The organism is Actinoplanes oryzae, from assembly GCF_030757795.1.
Taxonomy (GTDB): domain Bacteria; phylum Actinomycetota; class Actinomycetes; order Mycobacteriales; family Micromonosporaceae; genus Actinoplanes.
Genome location: NZ_JAUQWH010000014.1, coordinates 45,444 through 66,870 on the forward strand (window position 1 = coordinate 45,444; position 21,427 = coordinate 66,870).

A 21,427-nucleotide genomic window follows, 5' to 3' on the forward strand; every position below is an offset into this window, starting at 1 on the left:
CAGTGCGGAGGTCCAGGCGCGCTCGCGCTGTGCGGAGCTCGCATTCGCTCAGTGCGAGGCGTGCCAGCGCATCAGGGTCGCGCCGACGGACATGCCACCGCCGAAGCCGGCCATCAGGACCAGGTCCCCGTCGGCAAGGGCGCCCGCACGAACGGCCGCATCAAGCGCGACCGCCGCCGACCCGGCACCCGTGTTGCCGAACTTGTCGAGCACCAGGTGGGTCCGCGCCGAGCTGAGCCCGGCCGCCACGACCAGCTCGTCGATCATGACGCCGTTGGCCTGGTGCGGGACGAAGTGCGCGACCTCCTCGGGCGCGTGCCCGGCCCGGGTCAGCAGCTTGTGCAGGACCGGCGGAACGCCCTCGACCACGAAGTCGCGTACCCCCCGGCCGTTCATCCGGAAGAAGTGGTCGCCGTCCGCCACGGTCTGCGCCGAGGCGGGCAGGCGGCTGCCGCCGGCCTTGACGTGGATCAGCTCGTGGGCGTCGCCGCGGGTGACGAGCTCGACGTCGAGGATCCCGTACGGGTCGGGCACCGCGCCGACCACGGCCGCGCCCGCGCCGTCGCCGAACAGGATGGCCGTACGGCGGTCGTCGAAGTCGAGGATCCGCGAGTAGACGTCGGCGCCGATGACCAGCACCTTGGTGGCCGGGTCGGCGGAGACGATGCTGCGGGCCAGGGAGAGGCCGAAGACGAAGCCGGCGCAGACGACGTTGATGTCGAAGGCGGCCGCGCAGCCGGCGCCCAGCGCGTGCTGCACCAGCGCCGCGGTCGGGGGCTGCGGGGAGTCGCCGGTCGAGGTCGCCACGATGATGTGACCGAGGTCGCCCGCCTTGAGGCCGGCGTGCGCCAGGGCGGCGGCGCCGGCCCGGATCGCGAGGTCGGACGTCGCCTCGTCGGGGGCGGCGAAGCGGCGGGCCTCGATCTTGGTCTTCCGGGTGATCCACTCGGCCGTGGTGTCGGTCACCCGGTCGACGAGGGCCTCGTTCGTCACCTCGTGCTCGGGCACGTACGAGCCCGTGCCGAGGATCCCGGCGCGCGGTGTCTGCATGCTCGCACTCATCGGTCCCGCGGAGCCGCGCTTGAGGACTCGGCACATCATCGATGCCCGTATATGTCGGGATGGGTGACGCGGCGGAAACGCGCCCGCCCCCGGCCAGTCATATGCATTGACAATTCTCAATCTTGTTGCGGCCCGGAAGCGGCCGGAACGAGAGGAGAATCGGTGCGTACCAGAGCCATCGTCACCGCGGCCACGCTCACCGCGTCGGCCGCGCTGGCTGTCCCCGCCACGGCCCAGGCCGCCGTCCCCGCCGAGCCGGTCACCCCCGGGACCGCGCTCACCCGGGCGCTGTCCGCGATCCCCGGGCACGCCGCCGCGTTCGCCGCGGGCGACTCGGACACCTTCGCCCGGCGCGACGTGCTCGTCGACCGGGACGGCACGAGCCACGTCCACCTCGATCGCGCGTACCGGGGTGTGCCCGTGATCGGCGGTGACGTGATCGCCCACCTGACCTCCGCGGGGGCCCTGCGGGCCGTCACGCGCAGCCAGGACCGGGCCCTCGCGCTGTCCGCCGCACCCACCCTGACTGCCGCGCAGGCCGCTTCCGCGGCGGCTGACACCTTGGGCGGTACGAGCACCGCGGGCGCCCGCACGACGCTGGCGATCGACGCGCTGCCGGCCACCCCGGTGCTGGTGTGGCGCACCACGGTCACCGTGCCGGACCCGGCCGGCGGCGACGGGGTCACGCACGTGCTCGTGAACGCGCACACCGGCGCGATCGTGGACAAGTGGTCCGAGGTGCAGACCGTCGAGGGCTCCGGCACCGGCTACAACGTCGGCACCGTGCCGCTGGACACCACGCTGTCGGGCAGCACCTACCAGCTGAAGGACCCCGAACGCGGCGGCACCTACACCAACGACATGAACAACCGCCGCATCGGCCAGGGCACCCTGTTCACCGACGCCGACAACGTCTGGGGCACCGGCGCGCTGACCAGCGACCAGACCGTCGCCGTCGACGCGCAGTACAGCGTGGCCGAGACCTGGGACTACTACCTCGAGAAGTTCGGCCGCGAGGGCATCGCCGGCGACGGGGCGGGCAGCTACAACAAGGTGCACTACGGCAACGCGTACAACAACGCGGGCTGGTCGGACAGCTGCTTCTGCATGCTCTACGGCGACGGGGACGGCCGCAACTACGGCCCGTTCACCGCGCTCGACGTCGGCGGCCACGAGATGACGCACGGCGTGACCTCCCGTACGGCCGGCCTGGTCTACAGCGGCGAGTCCGGCGGCCTCAACGAGTCGATGAGCGACATCTTCGGCACCCTCGTGGAGTTCCACTCGAACAACGGCGAGGACGTCGGCGACTACCTGATCGGCGAGAACATCGCCCTCGACCACACCCCGCTACGCTGGATGGACGACCCGTCGAAGGACGGCGCCTCCGCCAAGTGCTGGAGCAGCACGGTCGGCAACCTCGACGTCCACTACTCCTCCGGCGTCGGCAACCACGCCTTCTTCCTGCTCGCCGTCGGCAGCGGCGCCCGCACGATCAACGGCGTCGCCTACAACAGCCCCACCTGCAACGGCAGCACCGTGACCGGCATCGGCAACGACGCGGCCGGCGCGATCTTCTACCGCGCGCTGACCACCTACATGACCTCCGGCACCAAGTACGCGGCCGCCCGCACCGCCACGCTCAACGCCGCCCGTGACCTCTACGGCGCCACGAGCACCGAGTACGCGGCCACCGCGGCCGCCTGGTCGGCCGTCAGCGTGAGCTGAACCCGTTTCGCGATCCCGTGCGGGCTGCCCTTCTCCGGGTCGCCCGCACGCGGTTGCACGTCATGTGTCATCGGGGCGGCAGCCTGCATCCTGCCTCCCCCGAAACGGTCAGCCCCGGCGCACGCGCATCCACTGCATCGCCATAATCATTCACTGTGACCAATTGGGAGTACGCACGCCTGGAGTACCGCGCGGCCGGCACGTTCGGCTCCGACCGGTACATGGACTGGACCGCCACCTTCCACCACCCCGGCGGGGTGCTGCGCTGGGGCACCGACGAACGCTTCGACGACCTGCGCCACCTCAACCGCGCGGGCGCCGCCGGCTGGCAGGCCTACGACCGGGCGGCCATCCACGTCATCAACGAACCCCACCGCCTCCACGGCGTCACCTACTCCATGCGCCGCGAGGTGCCGTAACCCGCCGCCTCCCCGTGCGCCGCAAGGAGCCGCAGCCCCCCGCGTCCCCATGCGTGCGAGGTGCCGTAACCCGCCGCCTCCCCGTGCCCCGCAAGGAGCCGTAGCCCCCGCGTCCGCCGCCGCCACCGTGACGTGACCCGAGTCGCGACACAAAGCCGGGGACGGCAGTAGCAGGGCGCCGTGGGGGCCGGCAGTGGCAGCGCGGCGCAGGCCGCCGGTGGCAGCGCGGCGCAGGCCGGCAGTGGCAGCGCGGCGCAGGCCGGCAGTGGCAGCGCGGCGCAGGCCGGCAGTGGCAGCGCGGCGCAGGCCGGCAGTGGCAGCGCGGCGCAGGCCGGCAGCGGCAGCGCGGCGCAGGCCGGCAGCGGCAGCGCGGCGCAGGCCGGCAGTAGCAGCGCGGCGCAGGCCGGCGGTGGCTGTCCTCCCCCGGCGTCAGCGGACATAGTCCTCCAGCAGGGCCGGGGTGAGGCCGGCCCTGCGGATGGCGCGCAGCGCGGCGAGGAAGTCCTTCACGAAGGCCGGGCGGAAGTGCATCAGGATGATGTCGCCGGGCTGCACCCGCTTGCCCTCCTGATAGCGGACCTTGCCCTTGTCGACCGTCTCGCGCCACATGAACGACGCCTTCATCCCGCAGTCCGCGGCCGCCCGGCGCGTGGTCGCGTCCTCCGAGCCGAACGGCGGGCGGAACAGCACCGGACGCCGCCCATACCAGGCGGCGAGCTTGTCGGCGGAGCCGCAGATCTGGCGCTTCTGCGTGGCGTAGGGCTTGCCGCGCAGGTCCGGATGGCTGATCGTGTGCGCTTCGACGACCGCACCGGCGTCGATGAGCGGCTTGAAGTAGTCCGGGTCGTCGCGCACGGCATCGGTGGTGAGGAACAGCGTGACCGGCACGTGCGCCGCGCGCAGGAGGGCCGCGGCCTCGGGATGCTTAACGACGCCGTCGTCGATGGTGAGGAAGGCGACCTTCTGCGTGGTCTCGATCCGATGCAGGTACGGCACCGAGCCGTCCCGCGGCAGACTGATCGGCGCTGGCGTGGGCGCCGGACCGAACGTGGGCACGTCACTCTCCTTCCATCCGTGGTGCTGCTCGTTCTTCCCTGCCGGTGCCGCCTCCTTCGCCGGCACCGCCGCTCCTGACGGGCTCTCTGCTGTCGCCGGCCCGGCGGACCGTCCTGCCTGCCAGGCGGCTGCGTCGTGCGGGGTGGCGGCGCAGCCGGCGAGAACGGTCAGGGTGGTGGCCGCGGTCAGCCATCGGAAGATCGACACGAGGCGACATCGTGCCGATCACCGTGTCAGGTGGGCGTGAAGTCCATGATTCCCGTGCCCGGCGGCGTCGGACACCCACCAAAGTAGGTGCCACTCACCTACTTTGGTGGCTGTCGGCCGAAGCCCCCGCGAGCGTCAATGGAGTCACCACCCACGACGTCTCGACGAGGAGCTCGCCATGACACAGACGACCCGCCGCACCGTCCTGCAAGGCACCGTCGCGGCCGGCGCGCTGGCGGCCACCGGCTTCACCGCCTCCCACACCGGCCGCGCCCGGGGCGCCCCGGTCACGACAATCGTGCTGGTCAACGGCGCCAACGGCGCAGCCGGCGGCGACGCCGAGCTGGCCCTGCGCGGGCACCGGGTCGCCGGGGTGGAGATCCCCGGGCACGGCGCGGCCGACGGACAGTTCCGCCGGGCCTACCAGGCGCCGCAAGATCTGGCCGCCCTGGCCACCGAGCCCTCCCCGATGGCCCGCGTCACCCTCGACGACTCCGTCGCGGCGTGCGTCGCCGTGGTCCGGCGCGCTGCCCGTAACGGCCCGGTGCTGCTCTGGGGCGGAAGCCTGGGCGGCGCCACGGTCAGCCGCGTGGGCAACGAGATCCCCGGCCTGATCGACCGCGTCGTCTACAGCTCGGCGTTCTGCTGCGTGGACCTGCCGTCGGCGAATGCCTACCTGACCACGCCCGAGGCCGAGGGCACCATGTTCGGAGCGCTCGCCGGAGCGATCGTCGCCGACCCGGCGGTCATCGGCGCGGTCCGCAGCAACTTCCGCACCGCCGACCCCGCGGTGCTCGCAGCGCTGCACGAGGCGCTGCAGGACGGCTCGCCCGAGCCGGAGTTCCTGGCGACACTCAACGGCTTCCTGCCCGACGAGTCCGTCGAGACGCCCGCCGGCGAGGCGCGCGGCCACGCCGCCACGTGGGGCCGCATCCCGCGCACCTACATCCGCCACACCCGCGACCGCTGCATCCCGCCCGCTCTGCAGGACCGCATGATCGCCGAGGCGGACCGGCTGACCCCTCGTAACCGCTTCGACGTCCGCTCGATCCCCGCCACCCACGCCGCCGACCGCGCCGGCTGGGCCGCCACGGTGGCCATCCTCGACGAGCTCGCCACAGCAGCCGCCCGCACCCAGCGCTGAGCACGGCCGCGCCGGCTGGGCCGCCACGGTGGCCATCCTCGACGAGCTCGCCACAGCAGCCGCCCGCGCCCGGCGCTGAGCACGGCCGCGGACTCAGGGGTTATCGCTCAGCGCCCGAGCGCTTCCGCACGCCGGACTTGAGGCGTTACGCCAGCACCACCCAGCATCCGAGCGCCTCCGCACGCCGGACTTGAGGCGTTACGCCAACACCACCCAGCATCCGAGCGCTTCCGTTGGCCGGGTTTGAGGCGTTGCGCCGGCGCAGACATGTGGGCAGGTGATGAGTCAGTGCGGGCGCTGGGCGCGGTACTGACCGGGTGCCACGTCGTAGGCGCGCTTGAACGCCTTGGCGAACGCGTACTCCGAGCCGTAGCCGCAGCGGGCGGCGACCGTGCGGAGTGAGGCGTCGGACTCGCGGAGGAGGCGGGCGGCAGTCGTCATCCGCCACCAGGTCAGATACGCCAGGGGCGGCTGGCCGACGACCGTGGTGAAGCGTTTGGCGAATGCCGCGCGAGACAGGCCCGCGACCGACGCGAGGTCCTCGACAGTCCACGGCTTCTCCGGGCCGCGGTGCATCTGGCGCAGCGCGGTCGCGATGGCGGCGTCGCGCATCGCGGTGGCCCAGCCGGCCGCGTCGCCGGGCTGCTCCGCCAACCACGCCCGCAGCACATACAACAGCAGCATGTCGATCAGCGCGGGGAGCGCCGCCTCGGTGCCGGGGCGCGGGTCCAGCAGCTCATTGCCCAGCAGCTCCACCGCACTGCGTAACGACGGGTGCTGCCCGGTCCGCGCCGGCAGGTGGATGATCGACGGGAGGTCGGCCACCAACCTGTGCGGGCGGGCCGGGTCGAACATGTAGTAGGCGCACAGCAGCTCGGTAACCACGCCGGCACCGTCAATGCGCATCTCGTCCAGGGGGGCGGCGTCGGTGGGCCGCGGCTTGAAGTCGACGAGCGGGCTGCCCGGCTGGTCGACGAGCGCGTAGTCGTCTCCGTGCGGGGTGAACAGGACGTCACCGACGCCCAGCGGGAGCGGCTCGCCATGGTCGGACAGGAGCCAGCAGTTGCCTTGCAGGACGACATGGCAGCCCGCCAGTCTGCTCTGCGCGAAGCGCACACCCCACGGGGCGTGGCTGGTGGTGCGGGCCGCCTTCGGGCTGCCGGTGCGCATGGCCACCAACACGTCACTCAAGACATCCAAGCGGAAGACTATAAGACATCTTTCTCCGCTTCTGAGCCATCCACAGTCTTGCCGATCGTCAATAGCGTCGAGGGCATGACATTTCATGTTGTTGTCGGAGCCGGCCCGACCGGCACCGCCACCGCGCTCCTGCTCGCCGAGTCCGGGGACGACGTCCGCGTGGTCACGCGACGAGGCACCGGGCCGGCGCACCCCCGGATCGAGCTGACCGCCGCGGACGTCACGTCCGGGCTCGCCGACCTGACCACGGGCGCCGCCATGTTGATCAACTGTGCGATGCCGCCGTACCACCGATGGCCGGAGGAGGCACCCGCGTTGTCGAACGCCCTGGTGACCGCGGCCGAGCAGACCGGCGCGGGGTATGTGAGCCTGGGTAACGCCTACGCCTACGGGCCGTCCGACGGTCCGCTGACCGCCGATCTGCCGCTGCGCCCCACCACCGTGAAGGGCCGCGTGCGGGCGCAGATGTACCGCGACGGCCTCGCCGCGCACGAGGCGGGCCGGTTGCGGTTCGCGGAGATCCGGGCGGCTGACTACCTCGGCGTGGGCGCGCTGTCCACGTTCACCTTGTTCATCGGTCCCCAGGTCCAGACCGGCCGGGAGGTGGTGATCCCGGCCGATCTGGACGTGGCACACAGCTGGACCTACACGGGTGACGTGGCCCGGACGCTCGTCGCGGTGGCACGATCCGAGCGGTCGTGGGGCCGGGCCTGGCACACGCCGCAGACCTCGGACCTGTCCGTCCGCGAGATCGCCACCCGGTTCGCCACGGTGTCCGGCAGCTCGCAGCCGGCCGCCCGCGAGATGACGCCCCTGGAGCTCCACGCGGCGATGGCGGACCCGGTGATGGTCGAGCTGGCGGAGATGCAGTACCTGTTCTATCGCGACAGCGTCCTGGACTGGTCATCGACGGCTGCCGAGTTCGATCTGAAGCCGAAGCCGCTCGACGACGTGCTGCGGGAGCTGGCCGCCGCGGCCTAGTTGCGGTAGCGGAAGAGGATGCGGCCGCGGGTCAGGTCGTACTGGCTCAGCTCCACGAGCACCCGGTCGGACAGCAGGATCTTGATGTAGTTCCTGCGGATCTTCCCGCTGACGTGCGCCAGGACGACGTGGCCGTTGGTCAGCTCGACGCGGAAGTGGGCGTCACGCAGGCACTCCACCACCGTGCCGTCGACCTTGATGCCGTCGGTCGCCGGGGCCATCAGTGGAGCACCAGCTCGAGGTTGCTGCCGTGGCGGCGCGCTCCGGCCGCTTCGACCAGGGCGATCGCGGCGGCGTTGGCCTCGTGGACCTCCGCCGACACCGTCGCGACCCCGCGTTCCCGAGTCGTGCGCAGCACCTCTGCCAGCAGCGCCCGGGCGATGCCGCGGCGGCGGTGGCCGGCCCGGACGGCGAGGAGGCCGATCCGGGTCTGCCTCGGCAGCGGCACCAGCCGGGCGAAGCCCACGTACGCGCCGGACTCGGCGGCGACCACGTATCGGGCCGGGTCGAGCGGGCGGGACAGGACCGCTGCCGGCATCGTGTCCCAGCCGACGGACGACTCGATCTCGGCGTGCAGTGCACGGTCGAGGCGGCGCAGCGGCCGCAGCTCGGCGGTCCCGGCGGGCAGCAGCGTCACGCCCGGTGGCGGCGGGACGGGGGCCGTGCCGGCTGCCATGACGTACTCCCACTCCCGGCGCCGGGTCGTCAGCCCGGCCTGCCGCCAGCGGGCGATCAGGCCGAGGTCGGCCTCGTCCACGACCGTGTACAACGGCCGGGGCAGCGCGGCCAGCATGACCTCGGCGAGCCGCTCGAAGACCGGGTCGCGCCAGGCGTCGACGCTGAGGAAGAGGCGGCCGTCGGGACGGGGCGACGCCTCGCCCCGGCCGACCACGAGGTCGTCGTCGAGGGCATGCCACTGCCGCTCGCCGACTCGCACGATGACGAGTGTGTTCATCGGTGTCACCTTTCGAGAGATCCCCAAGGGACGCTCCCGGGCGGCACCTAGCGCAGACGCCCGACCGTGGCGGGGGTGGGGAGCACCCACGTCGCTACATCGTTCACGGTGCTCACCTCCTCGGGCCGGGCCTCGGTCGGCGATCACCGTACCGGCACCGCCGGACACCGGTCCACCGATTTACCGGCGCCGAGGGCGACGGGGCGGCCGAGCATGACGGGAAGGGCCGAGGGCGACGGGGGCGGCCGAGCAGGCGGGACCGGCCGTCGGAGGGGCGGCGGCTCAGGGGTCCATCGGGCGGACGCGGACCGTGCCGGCGCGCGCGCTGGCGGGGTGCAGGCGGTGCAGGAGGAGGAGCGGGTGGAAGGCCATGAGCATCAGGCGGGAGCTGAGCCAGGCGCGCTGGACGGCCCAGGGGGCGGTGAGCTGGTCATGCGTACGGATGCCGTGCTCGGTGGTGAGCAGGTAGTCGCGGAAGTCGCGGCGCCGGACCTGGATGCGGCGGCCCGAGGTCCCGGCCGCCAGTTCGGGGGCGTAGACGATGCGCCGGCCGGCGGCGTAGAGGTGGATGCCGAGGTCGAGGTCCTCGTGCAGCGCCGGGTCGTGGCAGACGGCGTTCCGCACGGTCCGCCAGGCTCCGGCGCGTACGGCCATGTTGGCGCCGTAGAGCCAGTCGAGCCCGTCCGGGGTGCGGGCGCAGATCCAGCGGAGCAGGCGGTCGCCCGCGCCGACCAGCCGGGGCAGGCGCATGTCGTAGTAGCTGACCGGTCCGGTGGCGGCGCCGATCGCGGGGTCGGCGAAGACGGTGTGCAGGCCTTCGACCCAGCGCGGGCCGACCCGGGTGTCGGCGTCGATGCGTCCCAGCACGTCGCCGGTCGCCGCGTCGAAGCCGGCCGTGCGGGCGTGCTGCACGCCCTGCCGCGGCTCGCGCACCAGCCGCACCTGGTCCCCGTAGGGCGCGAGCGCGGCCACCGTCGCGTCGGTCGAGTTGTTGTCCACCACCACGAGCTCGTCGGGTGCGACGGTCTGCCGGAGCAGCGCGTCCAGGCAGGGGCCGATCATCCCGGCCTCGTTGAACACCGGGATCACGACCGAGACCCGCATCCGACTCCCCACGGACGTCCACAGTATGCAGGCCCGGCCACCCCAAAGACCGTGGCGACCCGTTTACGCCCTCCGAGGCCGGGCACCCGCCAGGTACACGGCCGAGGTTGTGGCCGCGACCGAGGCGGAGGCCGTCATGAGCACTTCCCCAGACCGCGGGAGCCCCGCACCCACCGGAGCACGGGCGGCGGGCTCGGAGGACACCGGGGCGCGGGCGGCCGACCTGCCTGGTCAGCGGCACGGCGCGACCGTCGATCCCACCGACCGGCGGGCCGTGCTGGCGCGGGAGAAGGAGCGTTACGGCGGCATCAAGTGGGGGTCGGCGTTCTTCGGCTGGCTGACCGCCACCGGCACCGCCGTGCTGCTCACCGCCCTGCTCGTGGCCGCCGGCGTCACCGTGGGCATCGCCACCGGCACCGATGCGGACGAGGCGCGGGACGAGGCCGCGACCATCGGGCTCGCCGGCGGGCTCACGCTGCTGGCGGTCCTGTTGGTCGCGTACTTCTGCGGGGGTTACGTCGCCGGGCGCATGGCCCGCTTCAGCGGCGTCAAGCAGGGCGTCGCCGTCTGGATCTGGGCCGTGGTCATCGCCGTCGCCGTGGCGGGCGCGGGCGCCGCGCTCGGTGACAAGTACGACCTGCTCGACCGGATCGGCGGCTTCCCGCGCCTGCCGATCGGCGGCGACGTCACCACCGGCAGCATCGTCGCGATCGTCATCGCCGTGGTCGCCGCCCTGGTCGGGGCCGTCCTGGGCGGGGTCGCGGGGATGCGCTACCACCGCCGGGTCGACGAGGCCGGGCTCGGCCGCTGAGAGGGAGGACTTCGATGATCACCCGGGACGCCGTCCGCGGCCTGTACGGCGCCGACGTCTACAGCACCGACGGCGACAAGATCGGCTCGGCCGGGCAGGTGTACCTCGACAACGACACCGGACTGCCCGCCTGGCTGGCCGTCCGCACCGGCCTGTTCGGCAAGAAGGAGTCCTTCGTGCCGCTGCAGGACGCCACCCTCACCGACGGGCGGCTGGAAGTGCCCTTCGCCAAGAGCCGGGTCAAGCACGCACCGCGCATCGACCAGGACGGCGAGCTGAGCCCCGCCGACGAGGACGAGCTCTACCGCTACTACGGCACGGCGCACGACGCGGAGGCGCCGCCGGAGGGCGACGAGCGGGGTTCCGATGACGCGATGACCCGGTCCGAGGAACGGCTTGTCCCCCATACGCGCACCGAAGTGACCGGCAAGGCCCGGCTCCGCAAGTACGTGGTCACCGAGCAGCGGCAGGTCGACGTCCCCGTCACGCGCGAAGAGGTCCGCCTGGAGCAGGAGCCCGCCGACAGTCGCGGGCCGGTGGACGCCGTACCGGGCGGGCGGGGTGCGGACGACGAGGACCCGGGGATGACCTTGTGGGCCGAGGAACCCGTCGTCACCACGCGCAAGGTGCCCGTGGAGCGGGTGCGGCTGCGCAAGGACACGGTCACCGATCACGAGACCGTCAGCGGCGAGGTCCGCAAGGAGCGGATCGAGCTGGAGGAAGAGGGCCGCTGACCACGGCGCGGCCCGCACCACTGTTCACCGGCATGTCATCGCCGACGGGAGGCGCCGTCCGCTCGCGCACGGCAGGCTGGGCCCGTGAACACCTACGGCCTGCTGTTCGGCGGCCTGGCCCTGGCCTGGGGTGCCGTGGTCGCCTTTCTCGATCAGCCCGCCGGCCCGTCGAGCGCCGAGCGGTCCGGCGCCGAGGGCCGCCGGGTCTGCACCGTTCTGCTGATCGTGTGCGCCGTGGTGACCAGCGTCGGCATCATCACCGCCGCCACCTCGGACTGAGCGCCTCCCCACGGGGACCGGCGGCCGCGGCACGAGGCCACGGCCGCCGGGGCGGTGCGCTGTCAGTTGGTGAAGACCTGGAACTCCGAGGCGACCGTGTTGGCCGCGGCGGGGGCTCCGGTGGCGCAGTCGGACAGGCTGCGGGGGTCGTTCTCCTGCTCACCGGCGTACGCCGGGTTGCCGGTGCACTGGTTGGTGAGGACCCGCAGCTTGACGTGGGTGGCGTTCGCCGGGCGGACGGCGAACGACTTCATGATCAGGTTGGGGACCTTGGGCCGGAACGTGCTCGTCTCGAACGCGTTCGCCGGGCTGGTGTACGCCACCCGGTAACCCGCGTCCGACGCGCAGTCCGCGCCCGCCGCCGCGTTGCACGTCAGGATCTCGAACTGGCGCATGGTGCTGTACATCGACGCGGTGGTCGCCCCGGCGCCCGGGAACGAGCTGAGCTGGACGCGCGAGACCAGCTTGGCGGCCGTACCGGGCAGGTCGACCGTGACCTGACGCCCGGCCGCGCCGCCGGTGGCCGTCCAGACGGTGCCCTCGGCGTCGTCGACGAGCCGGCCCAGGTTGGTGCCGTCGCCGGTGATCGTGGCTCCGGCGGACGTCGAGGCCAGGTTGGTGGCCATGACCGCGCCGATCTGGGTGGTGACGCCCGGGTGGATCGTCTGGGTGATGCGCTTGTGGCCCAGGCCCGCGCCGATGGCCAGGAACTTGTACGTGCCCGGCGCCAGCGTGAACGTGTCCGGCAGCTCGGTCGCCGGGTCGGTGTCGGCGACCGGGGTGGCTCCGAAGTCGTAGTCGCCGATGTAGAGGCGCACCGGCTTGCCCGCCGCGTCGCCGAGCGCCTTGAACGTGACCTCGGAGTTCTCCACGTACGGGGAGGCGAAGCTCGCCACCGGGTCGAGGTCGGCCGGCCCGCTGGAGGCGCCGGCGCCCATGCCCCGGGCGGCGAACGCGTTCCACAGCAGGTCCTGGTTCGCCCCGTCGAAGCGCAGCGCGTCCGCGGTCAGCATGTTGTCGCGCATGTCGAGCATGCTGATCTGGCCGGTGGCCGCGAGCAGGAACGAGTCGAACACCAGCTGGGCCCAGCGCCGGTTGCCGGGGCACTGCGTCGCCGGCGTCGTACCGGCAGCGCAGCTCTCCTGGAGGGCCCGCGTGCCGGCGCCGTAGCGGGCGAGGAAGGCCCGGCGGACGTCGAAGTTGGTGGCGCTCCAGATCTCGCCGTCGGCGTGGACCGCCGCGCCCCGGTCGTAGCCGAAGTCGGTGTAGTTGAGCGGGCTGTTGCTCATGTCGTAGTTGCGGATGCCCGTGGCGTTGTCGCCGGTCACGTACGCGCCGGTGACCGAGGCGGTGTTGCCCTTGGGGGTGTAGCCGCTCTCGTAGAGGTACTCCATGGCCATCAGGTCGGACCAGCTCTCGCCCATCGAGCCGCCCTGCTGGGAGCTGATGCCGCTGTCCGGGCCGGCGATCATGCGGTTGCTGATCGCGTGGGTGTACTCGTGGCCGATGACGGTCATGTCGTAGTCGCCGTCGACGCAGGGCGGGTAGCCGCTGCCGGCGAAGGGCTGCCACATGTACATGTTCGTCGTCGGCTGCATGCCGTCCGGCGGCGTGCTCTGGTTGGCGTTGTTGCGCGTGGTCGCCGTGGCCGCGCCCTGCTGCGCGTTGCCGCGCTCCGGGTCACCGCCCTTGCCGTACGGCAGCGTGTTGACCTTCTGCAGGTTCCACGTGGCCTCGGTGAAGCCCAGCCCGTACGACCAGTCGTGCATCCGGTTGTGCATGGCGAACAGGTTCGCCGTGGCCGCGTCGACGTCGGCCTGCTGCGGCGAGCTCAGCGTCGCCGGGTCGCACTTGCTGGTGGCCCACTGGTTGGTGAACGAGTACGTGTAGTACCGGTCGGGCTTGGTGGCGGCCGGCGTCGCGGGCGACCCGTCGCCCCACAGCCGCACCGACTCGGCGGAGTTGCCCGTCGTGGTGAAGGTCGGCTGTCCCGTGGTGGCGTCGACGTCCCACGCGTTGCCGGTCGCCGGGTCGAGCACCTTGCGCGAGCAGTTCGCCGACGTCACGCACCAGGTCTGGCGGGTGTCGGTGCCGGCGGCGTTCGGGGTGGCCGGGAAGACCTGCCAGTGCGGGTCGTCCTCGGCGAAGTTGACCAGGTTCTCCCGCAGCAGCACCTTGCCGTCGATCGCGTCGACGTACGTGGTGTAGCTCAGCGGGTGATCGCTGTCATCGGAGATCATGACGACCTGGTACGCCGCCCGGGGCGCGGCGCCCGGCATCGGCACGGCCACCAGCTTCACCCGCTGGTCGGCCAGGTCCGCCTTCGCGATGCCCGCGTCGGCGAGCGCCCCGTCGAGGGCTTCCGAGGTGCTCAGCGTCGCCGCGGCGGGCGCCTCGGTGCGCGGGCTGAGTGACGATGTCACCCGGAGCACCTCGCCGCCCTTGACCGCGACGGCGACCAGGCCGTCGTGCGCGGCCGGCAGGTCTCCGAACTTCTGGCGCAGCAGCACGACCGCGCCGTCGCCGATCGGGGTGGTGGTGACCGTCTCGAGCTGGTCGACCGCGGTCGAGGTGAGCGCGAACAGGGCGGTGTTGCCCTTGAGATAGGCGCGCGCGACCGCGGCGGCGTCGCCCTTGAGCCCCTGGGCGAGCGCGCCCTTGACGGGGGTCACGGAGGCGGGCGTGCCGAGGTTGTTCCAGCGGGTGACCTGGCTGGTCCCGGAAAGCCGGGCGCGCTGCGCGGCGCTGGGAGCTGCAGCGCCGCGGTTGTCGACGAAGTCGTATTCGTGGCCCTCGTGATCGCCCACGAGAGGGGAGGGCGAGGGGGAGGGCGGTGCGGCGCTCGCGCCCAGCGGCGCGGTGGCGATCATCGTGGTGGCGGCGAGGATTCCGGCGACGGCGACCCGTCTGCGTATCGGCACGCAAACCTCCTGAACGGCGGCTGGAGGATCTCCCCAGACGCGCAGAGAGTACGTGACCATCGACCGTCGTAGATTAAGAACAGATTGCGATATCGACGGAAGGCTTCGTCCGGGTTACTTTGAGCTATGTCGACGTTGGGGACGCTCGCCGCCACGCTGCGGGCCGCCCTGGGCGATGACCGGGTCATCACCGACCGGCAGGAGCTGCGGACGTACGAGTGCGACGGCCTCGCCAACCACCGCGTCGTCCCCGGCGTCGTGGTCCTGCCCGCCGACACCGCCGAGTGCGCGCGCGTCGTGCGGGAGTGCGCCGCGGCGGGCGTACCCTTCGTGGCCCGCGGCAGCGGCACCGGGCTGTCCGGCGGTGCCCTCCCCCGCGCCGACGGCGTGCTGATCGTGACCGCGCGGATGCGCCGGATCCTCGCGATCGACGCCGCCGACGAGCGCGCCGTCGTCGAGCCGGGCGTCATCAACCAGCACGTCACCCGGGCCGCGGCGGCGCACGGCTACTACTACGCGCCCGACCCGTCGAGCCAGCAGGTGTGCTCGATCGGCGGCAACGTCGCGGAGAACTCCGGCGGCGCGCACTGCCTCAAGTACGGCTTCACCACCCACCACGTGCTCGGCGCGCAGATCGTCACGCCCGAGGGCGAGGTGGTCGAGCTGGGCGGTCCGGCCCCCGACCCGCCCGGGTACGACCTGCTGGGCGCGTTCGTCGGCGCGGAGGGCACGCTCGGGATCGCCACCCGGGTCACCGTCCGGCTGACGCGGCTGCCGCAAGCCGTACGCACGCTGCTCGCCGCCTTCGGGACCACCGCCGCGGCCGGCGCCGCCACCTCGGCCGTGATCGCCGCCGGGGTGATCCCCGCCGCCGTGGAGATGATGGACGCGCTGGCCGTCGAGGCCGCCGAGGCCGCCGTCGCGTGCGGCTACCCGACCGGCGCCGGGGCCGTGCTGATCGTCGAGCTGGACGGGCCGGCGGCCGAGGTGGAGGCCCAGTTCACGCAGGTCACCGCCCTGTTCGAGGCGCACGGCGGGACGGAGCTGCGGGTGGCGGCCGACGAGGCGGAGCGGGCACTGTTCTGGAAGGGACGCAAGTCGGCGTTCGCGGCGGTCGGCCGGATCAGCCCGGACTACATCGTGCAGGACGGCGTCATCCCGCGCACCGCGCTGCCGGAGGTGCTGGAACGCATCGGCGGCATCGCGGCCGATCACGGGGTCCGGGTCGCCAACGTCTTCCACGCCGGCGACGGCAACCTGCATCCGCTCGTGCTCTTCGACGCGGCCGTGCCCGGCGAGGAGGAACGCGCCGAGGAGGCCAGCGGGGCGATCATCGACCTGTGCATCGAGTACGGCGGCTCGATCACCGGCGAGCACGGGGTGGGCACGGACAAGGCCAAGTACATGCCGCGCATGTTCACCGCCGACGACCTGGACACGATGCAGCTGCTGCGGTGCGCCTTCGACCCGGCCGGGCTCGCCAACCCCGGCAAGATCTTCCCCGAGCCCCGGCTGTGCGGCGAGGTCCCGCGCAAGCACCACGGCGCCGATTCGCCGATCGGACTCTTCTGAATGGAGTGGACTCCAGCGACTGCGGTGGACCACATCGGCGAGATCCCCGCCCGCTACGTCGCCGCGCCCGCGACGACGGCCGAATGCGCCGCCCTGCTGTCGGAGGCGGCCCGGGCCGGACTCGCCGTCGGCATCCGCGGCAACGGCACGAAGCTCGACTGGGGCCTCCCCCCGCGCCGCCTCGACCTGCTCGTGGACACGACACGCCTGGCGGGGGTCGTCGAGCACGCGGCCGGGGACCTCATCGCGATCGTCCGGGCCGGCACCGCCCTGGACACGCTCGACTTCGGATCCCAGCACCTCGCCCTGGATCCGCCGCCGGGCGCGACGGTCGGCGGCACGGTCGCCCTCGGCACGAGCGGGCCGCGGCGGCTGCTCCACGGCACCGCCCGCGACCTGCTCATCGGCATAACCGTGGTGCGGCCCGACGGCCGGGTCACCCGCTCGGGCGGCAAGGTCGTGAAGAACGTGGCCGGCTACGACCTCGGCAAGCTCTACACCGGCTCGTACGGAACCCTGGGGCTGATCACCGAGTGCGTCTTCCGCCTGCACCCGGTCCCCGCGGCGCGCGCGGTCGTGACCACGCAGGTGTCCCGGGAGGCACTCGGCGCCCTGCTCGCCGCGATCCGGGCCGAGCAGGTCGTGCCCTCCGCCGTCGAGCTCGACCGCCCGGGCGACGGTCCCGTGACGGTCGCCGTGCTCGTCGAGGGCACCGCGACCGGCGTCCACGACCGGGCCGCCCAGCTGGAGAAGGTCACCGGCGGCACCGCGTCGGCCGACCTCCCGTCCTGGTGGAGCCGCTATCCGTGGCAGCCCGGCGAGACCGGCGTGAAGCTGACCGCACCCCTGTCCCGCGTGGCCGCCCTCACCGAGCCCGGCGTCCGCGGATCCGCCGGCGCCGGAGTCCTCTACGCCCGCCTGACCGACGACGTCCCGGCCCGGCTGGACCGGATGCGCGCGGCGGCGACCGCGGCGGGCGGCCACGCCGTCGTGCTGACCGCGCCGCCCGAGGTCCGCGACCGCATCGACGTGTGGGGCCCGGTGCCGGGGCTGGCGCTGATGCGGCGCGTCAAGGACCGCTTCGACCCCGGCCACCGCTTCGCACCCGGCCGTTTCGTGGGCGGCATCTGAGACGTTTTCGTGGGCGGCATCTGAGACGGAGGCATCCGATGGACCTGCCGGACCTGCTCGGCGACTGTGTGCACTGCGGCTTCTGCCTGCCCAGCTGCCCCACGTACACCCTGTGGGGTATCGAGGCGGACAGCCCCCGCGGCCGGATCCACCTCATGCGCGCCCACCTCGAGGGCGAACCCCTGAGCCCCTCGATGGTCCAGCACTTCGACCAATGTCTCGGCTGCATGTCGTGCGTCACCGCGTGCCCGTCCGGCGTCCAGTACGACAAGCTCATCGAGCAGACCCGCGCCCACGTCGAGCAGGAGGCCCCGCGCACCCCGGCCCAGCGCGCGCTGCGGGCCGCCATCTTCGCCCTGTTTCCGTACCCCCGGCGGTTGAAGGCCCTGCGCGGCCCCCTGCGCGCGTGGCACGGCACAGGTCTCGCCCGCCGCCTCGGCCCCCACCTGCCCGGCCTGCTCGCCACCCTGCAGTCGCTGGCCCCGGCGCCGCGCCGGATCCCACCGCCGCCGACGCTGATCCCCGCCCGCGGCCCGCGCCGCGCGGTGGTCGGCGTCCTCACCGGCTGCGTGCAGAGCGCCTTCTTCCCCGAGGTCAACGCCGCCACGATCCGGGTGCTCGCCGCCGAGGGCTGCGACGTGGTCGTGCCGCCCGGCCAGGGCTGCTGCGGGGCGCTCAGCGTCCACAACGGGCGTACGGACGAGGCCCGCACCTTCGCCCGCCGCACCGTCGACACCTTCGCCCGCGCCGGTGTCGACGCTGTCATCGCCAACGCGGCCGGCTGCGGCTCCGCGATGAAGGACTACGAGTCGCTGCTGCCCGACGCGTCCGCCTTCACCGGCCGGGTCCGCGACCTGTCCGAGTTCCTGAACGAGCTGGGCCCGGTCGCCCCGCGGCATCCGCTGCCGCTGACCGTGGCCTATCACGACGCCTGTCATCTCGCCCACGCCCAGGGCATCCGCGCCCAGCCCCGCCGGCTGCTGGCCGCGATCCCCGAGCTGACCGTCCGCGAGATCGCCGACCCGGAGATCTGCTGCGGCTCGGCCGGCATCTGGAACATCCTGAACCCCCGGCCCGCCACCGAGCTCGGCGACCGCAAGGCCCGCACCGTGCTGGCCACCGGCGCCGACCTGCTGGTCACCGCCAACCCCGGGTGCCTGATGCAGATCGCCGCCGCGGCCCGCCGGCTGGGCCACGAGCTGCCCCTCGCCCACACCGCCACCGTCCTCGACGCCTCCATTCGCGGCACCCGCCTCTGAGCGCCGCGCGCCCAGCCGTGCGCCCCGGCGCAAGAGCCGCGCGCCGCAGCGAAAGATCTTCCGTTCCCCGGCGGCCAGAGTGGACCGCGCCACCCCACCGAGGATCGGAAGGAAACACCATGAACGAGCAGGTTCTGTCCGGCAAGGTCGCGCTGGTGACCGGCGGCAGCCGCGGCATCGGCGCCGCGACGGCCCGCCGGCTGGCCCGGCTGGGCGCGGACGTCGTCCTCACCTATGTCGAGCAGGCCGCCAAGGCCGAGGCCGTCGCCGAGGAGCTGCGCTCCGCGGGCGTCCGCGCCGAGGCCGTCCGGGCCGACCAGGCCGACCGGGACCAGGTGACGGCCACGGTCGACGGCGTGGCCGCCCGGTTCGGCCGCATCGACGTCCTGGTCAACAGCGCCGGGGTGTTCCGCGCCGGCGCCCTGTCGCCCGGCGACCGCGACCTGCAGGCGACGATCAACGTCAACGGCCTGGCCGACACCACGTACGCCGCCCTGCCGCACCTGAGCGACGGCGGGCGCGTCATCAACCTCTCCTCCGCGCTGGGCAGCCGCGCCGGCACCCCGGGTGTGGCGGACTACGCGGCGACCAAGGCGGCCGTCAGCGCGTACGCCCGGGCCTGGGCCCAGGATCTCGCCCCGCGCCGGATCACCGTCAACGTCATCGAGTGCGGCGTGATCGACACCGACATGGCCGTGCCCGCCGACTCCGAGATGGGCCGCGCCTTCCTGCAGATGATTCCGCTGCGCCGGTACGCGACCGCGGACGAGGTCGGCGCCGTCGTCGCGTTCCTCGCCGGCCCCGACGCGGGCTACATCACCGGCACGACCCTGCGCATCGACGGAGGGGCGATGGCTTAGCCGCGGGTCTCGCGCGGCGTGACGCCGAACTCGCGCCGGTAGGCGGTGGCGAAGGAGGCGTGGCTGGCGAAGCCGGAGGCGTACGCGATCTGGGCGATCGACCGGTCGCGCCAGCCGGGGGCGGCCAGCCGGGCGCGAGCCAGGCGCAGCCGCTCCGTGCGGATCAGGTCGCGGGACGTGGTGCCCGCGGCCTGCAGCACGTCCTGCAGGTACCGCGCCGACCACCCCAGCGCGCGGGCGATGCCGGTCACCGACAGCCCGGGATCGGCGGCATGCCGGCGGACATAGCGCCGCACCTGCGCCTCGACCTCCTGCCGCCGATCCGCCGGAGCCGAGTCCCCGCCCCCGTCGACGGCCAGGCACACCAGGTCGAGCAGCTGGTCACAGGCCAGATCGAAGGTCGCCTCGGACAGCCTGTCCCGCTCCTCCTGCAACGTCAGCACCGACTGCCGGATCAGCCGGCCCACACCCGCCGTGCCGTCGAAGGTCGACGACTCCCGGGCGGCCGCCGGATGCCGCCGACGGATCGCCTCGCCCGGCACGATCATCCCCACCGACAGGAAGTCCTCCGCGTGCGTGAACCGGAACGGCCGGTCCACGTCGCACAGCGTCAAGGTCCCCGCCCCGATCTCGCCCGCCGCGCCGCCCTGCTCCACCCGCGCCCTGCCGGCCGTCGGCACGAGCAGCTCGAACGTCCCGCGCGGATCCGCCCGGATGTGCCGCCGCTCCCGCACGAACTCCTCGTGGACGTTGCCGCACAACGCGATCCCGTACGCCCGCGACTGCTGCCACTCCAGCCGCCCCGCCCAGGGCCCGGTCTCCGTCACCGTGACCGCGCTCCTGCCGTGCAGGTCGATGAAGGCGTCCCGCCACGCATCCGCCGTCGGAGTCGCCCCCGGCTCATTGCAGCGATACATGACCGGCACCCTAACGCCCCCGCGCCCGGGCCCGGGGACGCGCGGCCGGCGCGAGCCGCTCAGGTGGAGCCGCGCACGACCAGGCGGCAGGGCAGGCGCTCCTCGCCCGTGGCCGGCCGGCCCTCCATCGCCGCGAAGAGCCGCTCGGCGGCGCGCCGGCCGAGGGCTTCGAGCCCCATGTCGACGGTGGTCAGCGGCGGGCGCGAGTCGGCCGACAGGATCTCCCAGTTGTCGAAGCCGGTGACCGCCACCTGGCCGGGCACGGCCACGCCACGCTCACGCAGCACCTCGAGGACGCCGCGCGCGACCTGGTCGCTGCCGCACACGACGGCGTCGACGCCGGGGTGCTGGGCGAGCAGGGCCTGGGCGGCCGTGCGGCCCCACGCCTCGGTCCAGTTGCCGTAGAACACCTGGTCACCGGCGAGTGGCAGGCCGGCGTCGGCCAGCGCCCGCGTCACGCCCTCGGCGCGCTCGCGGGCGGCCAGGTAGCCGCTGTCGCCGGAGATGTGGGCGATGCGGCGGCGGCCCGTGGCCACGAGGTGCTCGACGACCAGGCGGCCGCCGCCGACGTTGTCGGGCACCAGCGACGCGTCGCCGGGGTCGGCCGAGGCGGCGTACGCGTAGATGACCGGGACGGGCAGCTCCTGGCCCAGCGACGGGCGCGGATCGGTGCTGCTGCCGACCACGATGAGCCCGTCGACCCGGCGGCCGAGCAGCGCCTGCAGGTGGTGGCGCTCGCGGATGGCGTCGCCGCGGGCGTCGCAGAGCAGCACCGACACCTTGCCGGTGCCGAACGCGTCCTCGGCGCCCATGAGGATCGGCAGGCTGAAGCGGCCCTCGAGGTCGTTGGTGAGCAGCCCGACCGTGCCGGTCTGCCCGGCCAGCAGGCTGCGGGCGACCGTGTTCGGGGTGAAGGAGATGCGGGCCGCCACCTCGATCACGCGCTGCCGGGTGTCGGGGTGCACCTCGCTGCGGCCGTTGAGCGCTTTCGACGCCGTCGCGACCGAGACGCCGGCGAGGCGGGCCACGTCCTTGAGCGTCGGGCCGCGGGGGCGGTCGGGGGCGCGCACGGCCTCGGTCATCCCGG

Annotated in this window: 20 protein-coding genes; 11 read left to right on the top strand and 9 right to left on the bottom strand. The window is 73.3% G+C overall.

Annotated elements, in window-relative coordinates:
* Window positions 1-48 precede the first annotated feature (48 nt).
* The gene (locus tag RBH18_RS07495) at window positions 49-1,050 is read right to left on the bottom strand and encodes a 3-oxoacyl-ACP synthase III family protein (RefSeq protein WP_306205223.1); all 1,002 of its coding nucleotides are present in this window, start codon (window positions 1,048-1,050) and stop codon (window positions 49-51) included.
* 174 nt (window positions 1,051-1,224) lie between these two features.
* On the opposite strand from RBH18_RS07495, the gene RBH18_RS07500 reads away from it, so the two are divergent.
* Together RBH18_RS07500 and RBH18_RS07505 are read left to right on the top strand one after the other, a co-directional pair.
* The gene (locus RBH18_RS07500) at window positions 1,225-2,790 is read left to right on the top strand and encodes a M4 family metallopeptidase (RefSeq protein ID WP_306205224.1); all 1,566 of its coding nucleotides are present in this window, start codon (window positions 1,225-1,227) and stop codon (window positions 2,788-2,790) included.
* A 155-nt stretch (window positions 2,791-2,945) separates the two neighbouring features.
* Complete coding sequence (locus RBH18_RS07505; protein ID WP_305783486.1) at window positions 2,946-3,209, top strand: hypothetical protein; 264 nt, start codon at window positions 2,946-2,948, stop codon at window positions 3,207-3,209.
* Window positions 3,210-3,638: 429 nt separating this feature from the next.
* On the opposite strand, the gene RBH18_RS07510 is transcribed toward RBH18_RS07505, so the two are convergent.
* Window positions 3,639-4,472, bottom strand: coding sequence for a polysaccharide deacetylase family protein (locus tag RBH18_RS07510; protein ID WP_306205225.1), 834 nt, complete (start codon window positions 4,470-4,472; stop codon window positions 3,639-3,641).
* A gap of 178 nt (window positions 4,473-4,650) precedes the next feature.
* Between RBH18_RS07510 and RBH18_RS07515 the strand changes: the two genes are divergently transcribed.
* Window positions 4,651-5,616, top strand: coding sequence for an alpha/beta fold hydrolase (locus RBH18_RS07515; protein WP_306205226.1), 966 nt, complete (start codon window positions 4,651-4,653; stop codon window positions 5,614-5,616).
* A 285-nt stretch (window positions 5,617-5,901) separates the two neighbouring features.
* Here RBH18_RS07515 and RBH18_RS07520 read toward each other — a convergent pair whose 3' ends face one another.
* Window positions 5,902-6,816 carry an AraC family transcriptional regulator gene (locus tag RBH18_RS07520; protein ID WP_306205227.1) on the bottom strand — a complete coding sequence of 305 codons (915 nt, stop codon included), beginning with the start codon at window positions 6,814-6,816 and terminating at the stop codon, window positions 5,902-5,904.
* A gap of 75 nt (window positions 6,817-6,891) precedes the next feature.
* Here RBH18_RS07520 and RBH18_RS07525 point away from each other — a divergent pair, with 75 nt between their 5' ends.
* Window positions 6,892-7,797, top strand: a complete 906-nt coding sequence (locus RBH18_RS07525) for an NAD-dependent epimerase/dehydratase family protein (RefSeq protein ID WP_306205228.1) — start codon at window positions 6,892-6,894, stop codon at window positions 7,795-7,797.
* On the opposite strand, the gene infA is transcribed toward RBH18_RS07525, so the two are convergent.
* From infA to RBH18_RS07540, 3 genes are all read right to left on the bottom strand, one after another.
* Window positions 7,794-8,018: a translation initiation factor IF-1 gene (infA, locus tag RBH18_RS07530; RefSeq protein WP_306205229.1), complete on the bottom strand. Its 225-nt coding sequence runs from the start codon at window positions 8,016-8,018 to the stop codon at window positions 7,794-7,796. The two genes, RBH18_RS07525 and infA, sit on opposite strands and share 4 nt — an antisense overlap.
* Entirely contained in the window at window positions 8,018-8,752 is a 735-nt protein-coding gene (locus RBH18_RS07535; protein WP_306205230.1) for a GNAT family N-acetyltransferase, read from the bottom strand. Before RBH18_RS07535 ends, infA begins: the two co-directional genes overlap by 1 nt.
* A 282-nt stretch (window positions 8,753-9,034) precedes the next feature.
* Entirely contained in the window at window positions 9,035-9,868 is an 834-nt protein-coding gene (locus RBH18_RS07540; RefSeq protein WP_306205231.1) for a glycosyltransferase family 2 protein, read from the bottom strand.
* Window positions 9,869-9,992: 124 nt separating this feature from the next.
* On the opposite strand from RBH18_RS07540, the gene RBH18_RS07545 reads away from it, so the two are divergent.
* The 3 genes from RBH18_RS07545 (at window position 9,993) to RBH18_RS07555 (ending at window position 11,680) form a co-directional block, all read left to right on the top strand.
* A complete protein-coding gene (locus tag RBH18_RS07545) occupies window positions 9,993-10,667 on the top strand; it encodes a hypothetical protein (RefSeq protein WP_306205232.1) in 675 nt (224 codons plus the stop codon).
* A 14-nt stretch (window positions 10,668-10,681) separates the two neighbouring features.
* Window positions 10,682-11,401 (top strand): PRC and DUF2382 domain-containing protein, encoded by a 720-nt coding sequence (locus RBH18_RS07550; RefSeq protein ID WP_306205233.1) that lies wholly within the window; start codon window positions 10,682-10,684, stop codon window positions 11,399-11,401.
* Between the two features lie 84 nt (window positions 11,402-11,485).
* Window positions 11,486-11,680, top strand: a complete 195-nt coding sequence (locus RBH18_RS07555) for a hypothetical protein (protein WP_306205234.1) — start codon at window positions 11,486-11,488, stop codon at window positions 11,678-11,680.
* Window positions 11,681-11,742: 62 nt separating this feature from the next.
* Here the strand turns inward: RBH18_RS07555 and RBH18_RS07560 are convergent, their stop codons facing one another.
* Window positions 11,743-14,601 (bottom strand): M36 family metallopeptidase, encoded by a 2,859-nt coding sequence (locus RBH18_RS07560; RefSeq protein WP_306205235.1) that lies wholly within the window; start codon window positions 14,599-14,601, stop codon window positions 11,743-11,745.
* Between the two features lie 126 nt (window positions 14,602-14,727).
* On the opposite strand from RBH18_RS07560, the gene RBH18_RS07565 reads away from it, so the two are divergent.
* From RBH18_RS07565 to RBH18_RS07580, 4 genes are all read left to right on the top strand, one after another.
* Window positions 14,728-16,173 carry an FAD-linked oxidase C-terminal domain-containing protein gene (locus RBH18_RS07565; protein WP_306205236.1) on the top strand — a complete coding sequence of 482 codons (1,446 nt, stop codon included), beginning with the start codon at window positions 14,728-14,730 and terminating at the stop codon, window positions 16,171-16,173.
* The gene (locus RBH18_RS07570) at window positions 16,174-17,304 is read left to right on the top strand and encodes an FAD-binding oxidoreductase (protein WP_306205237.1); all 1,131 of its coding nucleotides are present in this window, start codon (window positions 16,174-16,176) and stop codon (window positions 17,302-17,304) included. It abuts the gene before it with no gap.
* A 38-nt stretch (window positions 17,305-17,342) separates the two neighbouring features.
* Window positions 17,343-18,563 (top strand): (Fe-S)-binding protein, encoded by a 1,221-nt coding sequence (locus tag RBH18_RS07575; RefSeq protein WP_306205238.1) that lies wholly within the window; start codon window positions 17,343-17,345, stop codon window positions 18,561-18,563.
* Window positions 18,564-18,682: 119 nt separating this feature from the next.
* The gene (locus RBH18_RS07580) at window positions 18,683-19,423 is read left to right on the top strand and encodes an SDR family NAD(P)-dependent oxidoreductase (RefSeq protein WP_306205239.1); all 741 of its coding nucleotides are present in this window, start codon (window positions 18,683-18,685) and stop codon (window positions 19,421-19,423) included.
* Here the strand turns inward: RBH18_RS07580 and RBH18_RS07585 are convergent.
* Both RBH18_RS07585 and RBH18_RS07590 read right to left on the bottom strand, forming a co-directional pair.
* Window positions 19,420-20,340, bottom strand: coding sequence for a helix-turn-helix domain-containing protein (locus RBH18_RS07585; RefSeq protein ID WP_306205240.1), 921 nt, complete (start codon window positions 20,338-20,340; stop codon window positions 19,420-19,422). The genes RBH18_RS07580 and RBH18_RS07585 overlap by 4 nt on opposite strands.
* Window positions 20,341-20,399: 59 nt before the next feature.
* On the bottom strand, window positions 20,400-21,422 hold the full coding sequence (locus tag RBH18_RS07590; protein ID WP_306205241.1) for a LacI family DNA-binding transcriptional regulator: 1,023 nt from the start codon (window positions 21,420-21,422) through the stop codon (window positions 20,400-20,402).
* Window positions 21,423-21,427 lie beyond the last annotated feature (5 nt).

Bases quoted from the DNA above. Each gene is read 5' to 3' on its own strand.
- RBH18_RS07580 (WP_306205239.1), top strand. From the start codon at position 18,683: ATGAACGAGCAGGTTCTGTCCGGCAAGGTCGCGCTGGTGACCGGCGGC.
- RBH18_RS07535 (WP_306205230.1), bottom strand. From the start codon at position 8,752: ATGAACACACTCGTCATCGTGCGAGTCGGCGAGCGGCAGTGGCATGCC.
- RBH18_RS07545 (WP_306205232.1), top strand. From the start codon at position 9,993: ATGAGCACTTCCCCAGACCGCGGGAGCCCCGCACCCACCGGAGCACGG.
- RBH18_RS07565 (WP_306205236.1), top strand. From the start codon at position 14,728: ATGTCGACGTTGGGGACGCTCGCCGCCACGCTGCGGGCCGCCCTGGGC.
- RBH18_RS07590 (WP_306205241.1), bottom strand. From the start codon at position 21,422: ATGACCGAGGCCGTGCGCGCCCCCGACCGCCCCCGCGGCCCGACGCTC.
- RBH18_RS07550 (WP_306205233.1), top strand. From the start codon at position 10,682: ATGATCACCCGGGACGCCGTCCGCGGCCTGTACGGCGCCGACGTCTAC.
- RBH18_RS07515 (WP_306205226.1), top strand. From the start codon at position 4,651: ATGACACAGACGACCCGCCGCACCGTCCTGCAAGGCACCGTCGCGGCC.
- RBH18_RS07525 (WP_306205228.1), top strand. From the start codon at position 6,892: ATGACATTTCATGTTGTTGTCGGAGCCGGCCCGACCGGCACCGCCACC.
- RBH18_RS07585 (WP_306205240.1), bottom strand. From the start codon at position 20,340: ATGTATCGCTGCAATGAGCCGGGGGCGACTCCGACGGCGGATGCGTGG.
- RBH18_RS07570 (WP_306205237.1), top strand. From the start codon at position 16,174: ATGGAGTGGACTCCAGCGACTGCGGTGGACCACATCGGCGAGATCCCC.
- RBH18_RS07495 (WP_306205223.1), bottom strand. From the start codon at position 1,050: ATGCAGACACCGCGCGCCGGGATCCTCGGCACGGGCTCGTACGTGCCC.
- infA (WP_306205229.1), bottom strand. From the start codon at position 8,018: ATGGCCCCGGCGACCGACGGCATCAAGGTCGACGGCACGGTGGTGGAG.
- RBH18_RS07575 (WP_306205238.1), top strand. From the start codon at position 17,343: ATGGACCTGCCGGACCTGCTCGGCGACTGTGTGCACTGCGGCTTCTGC.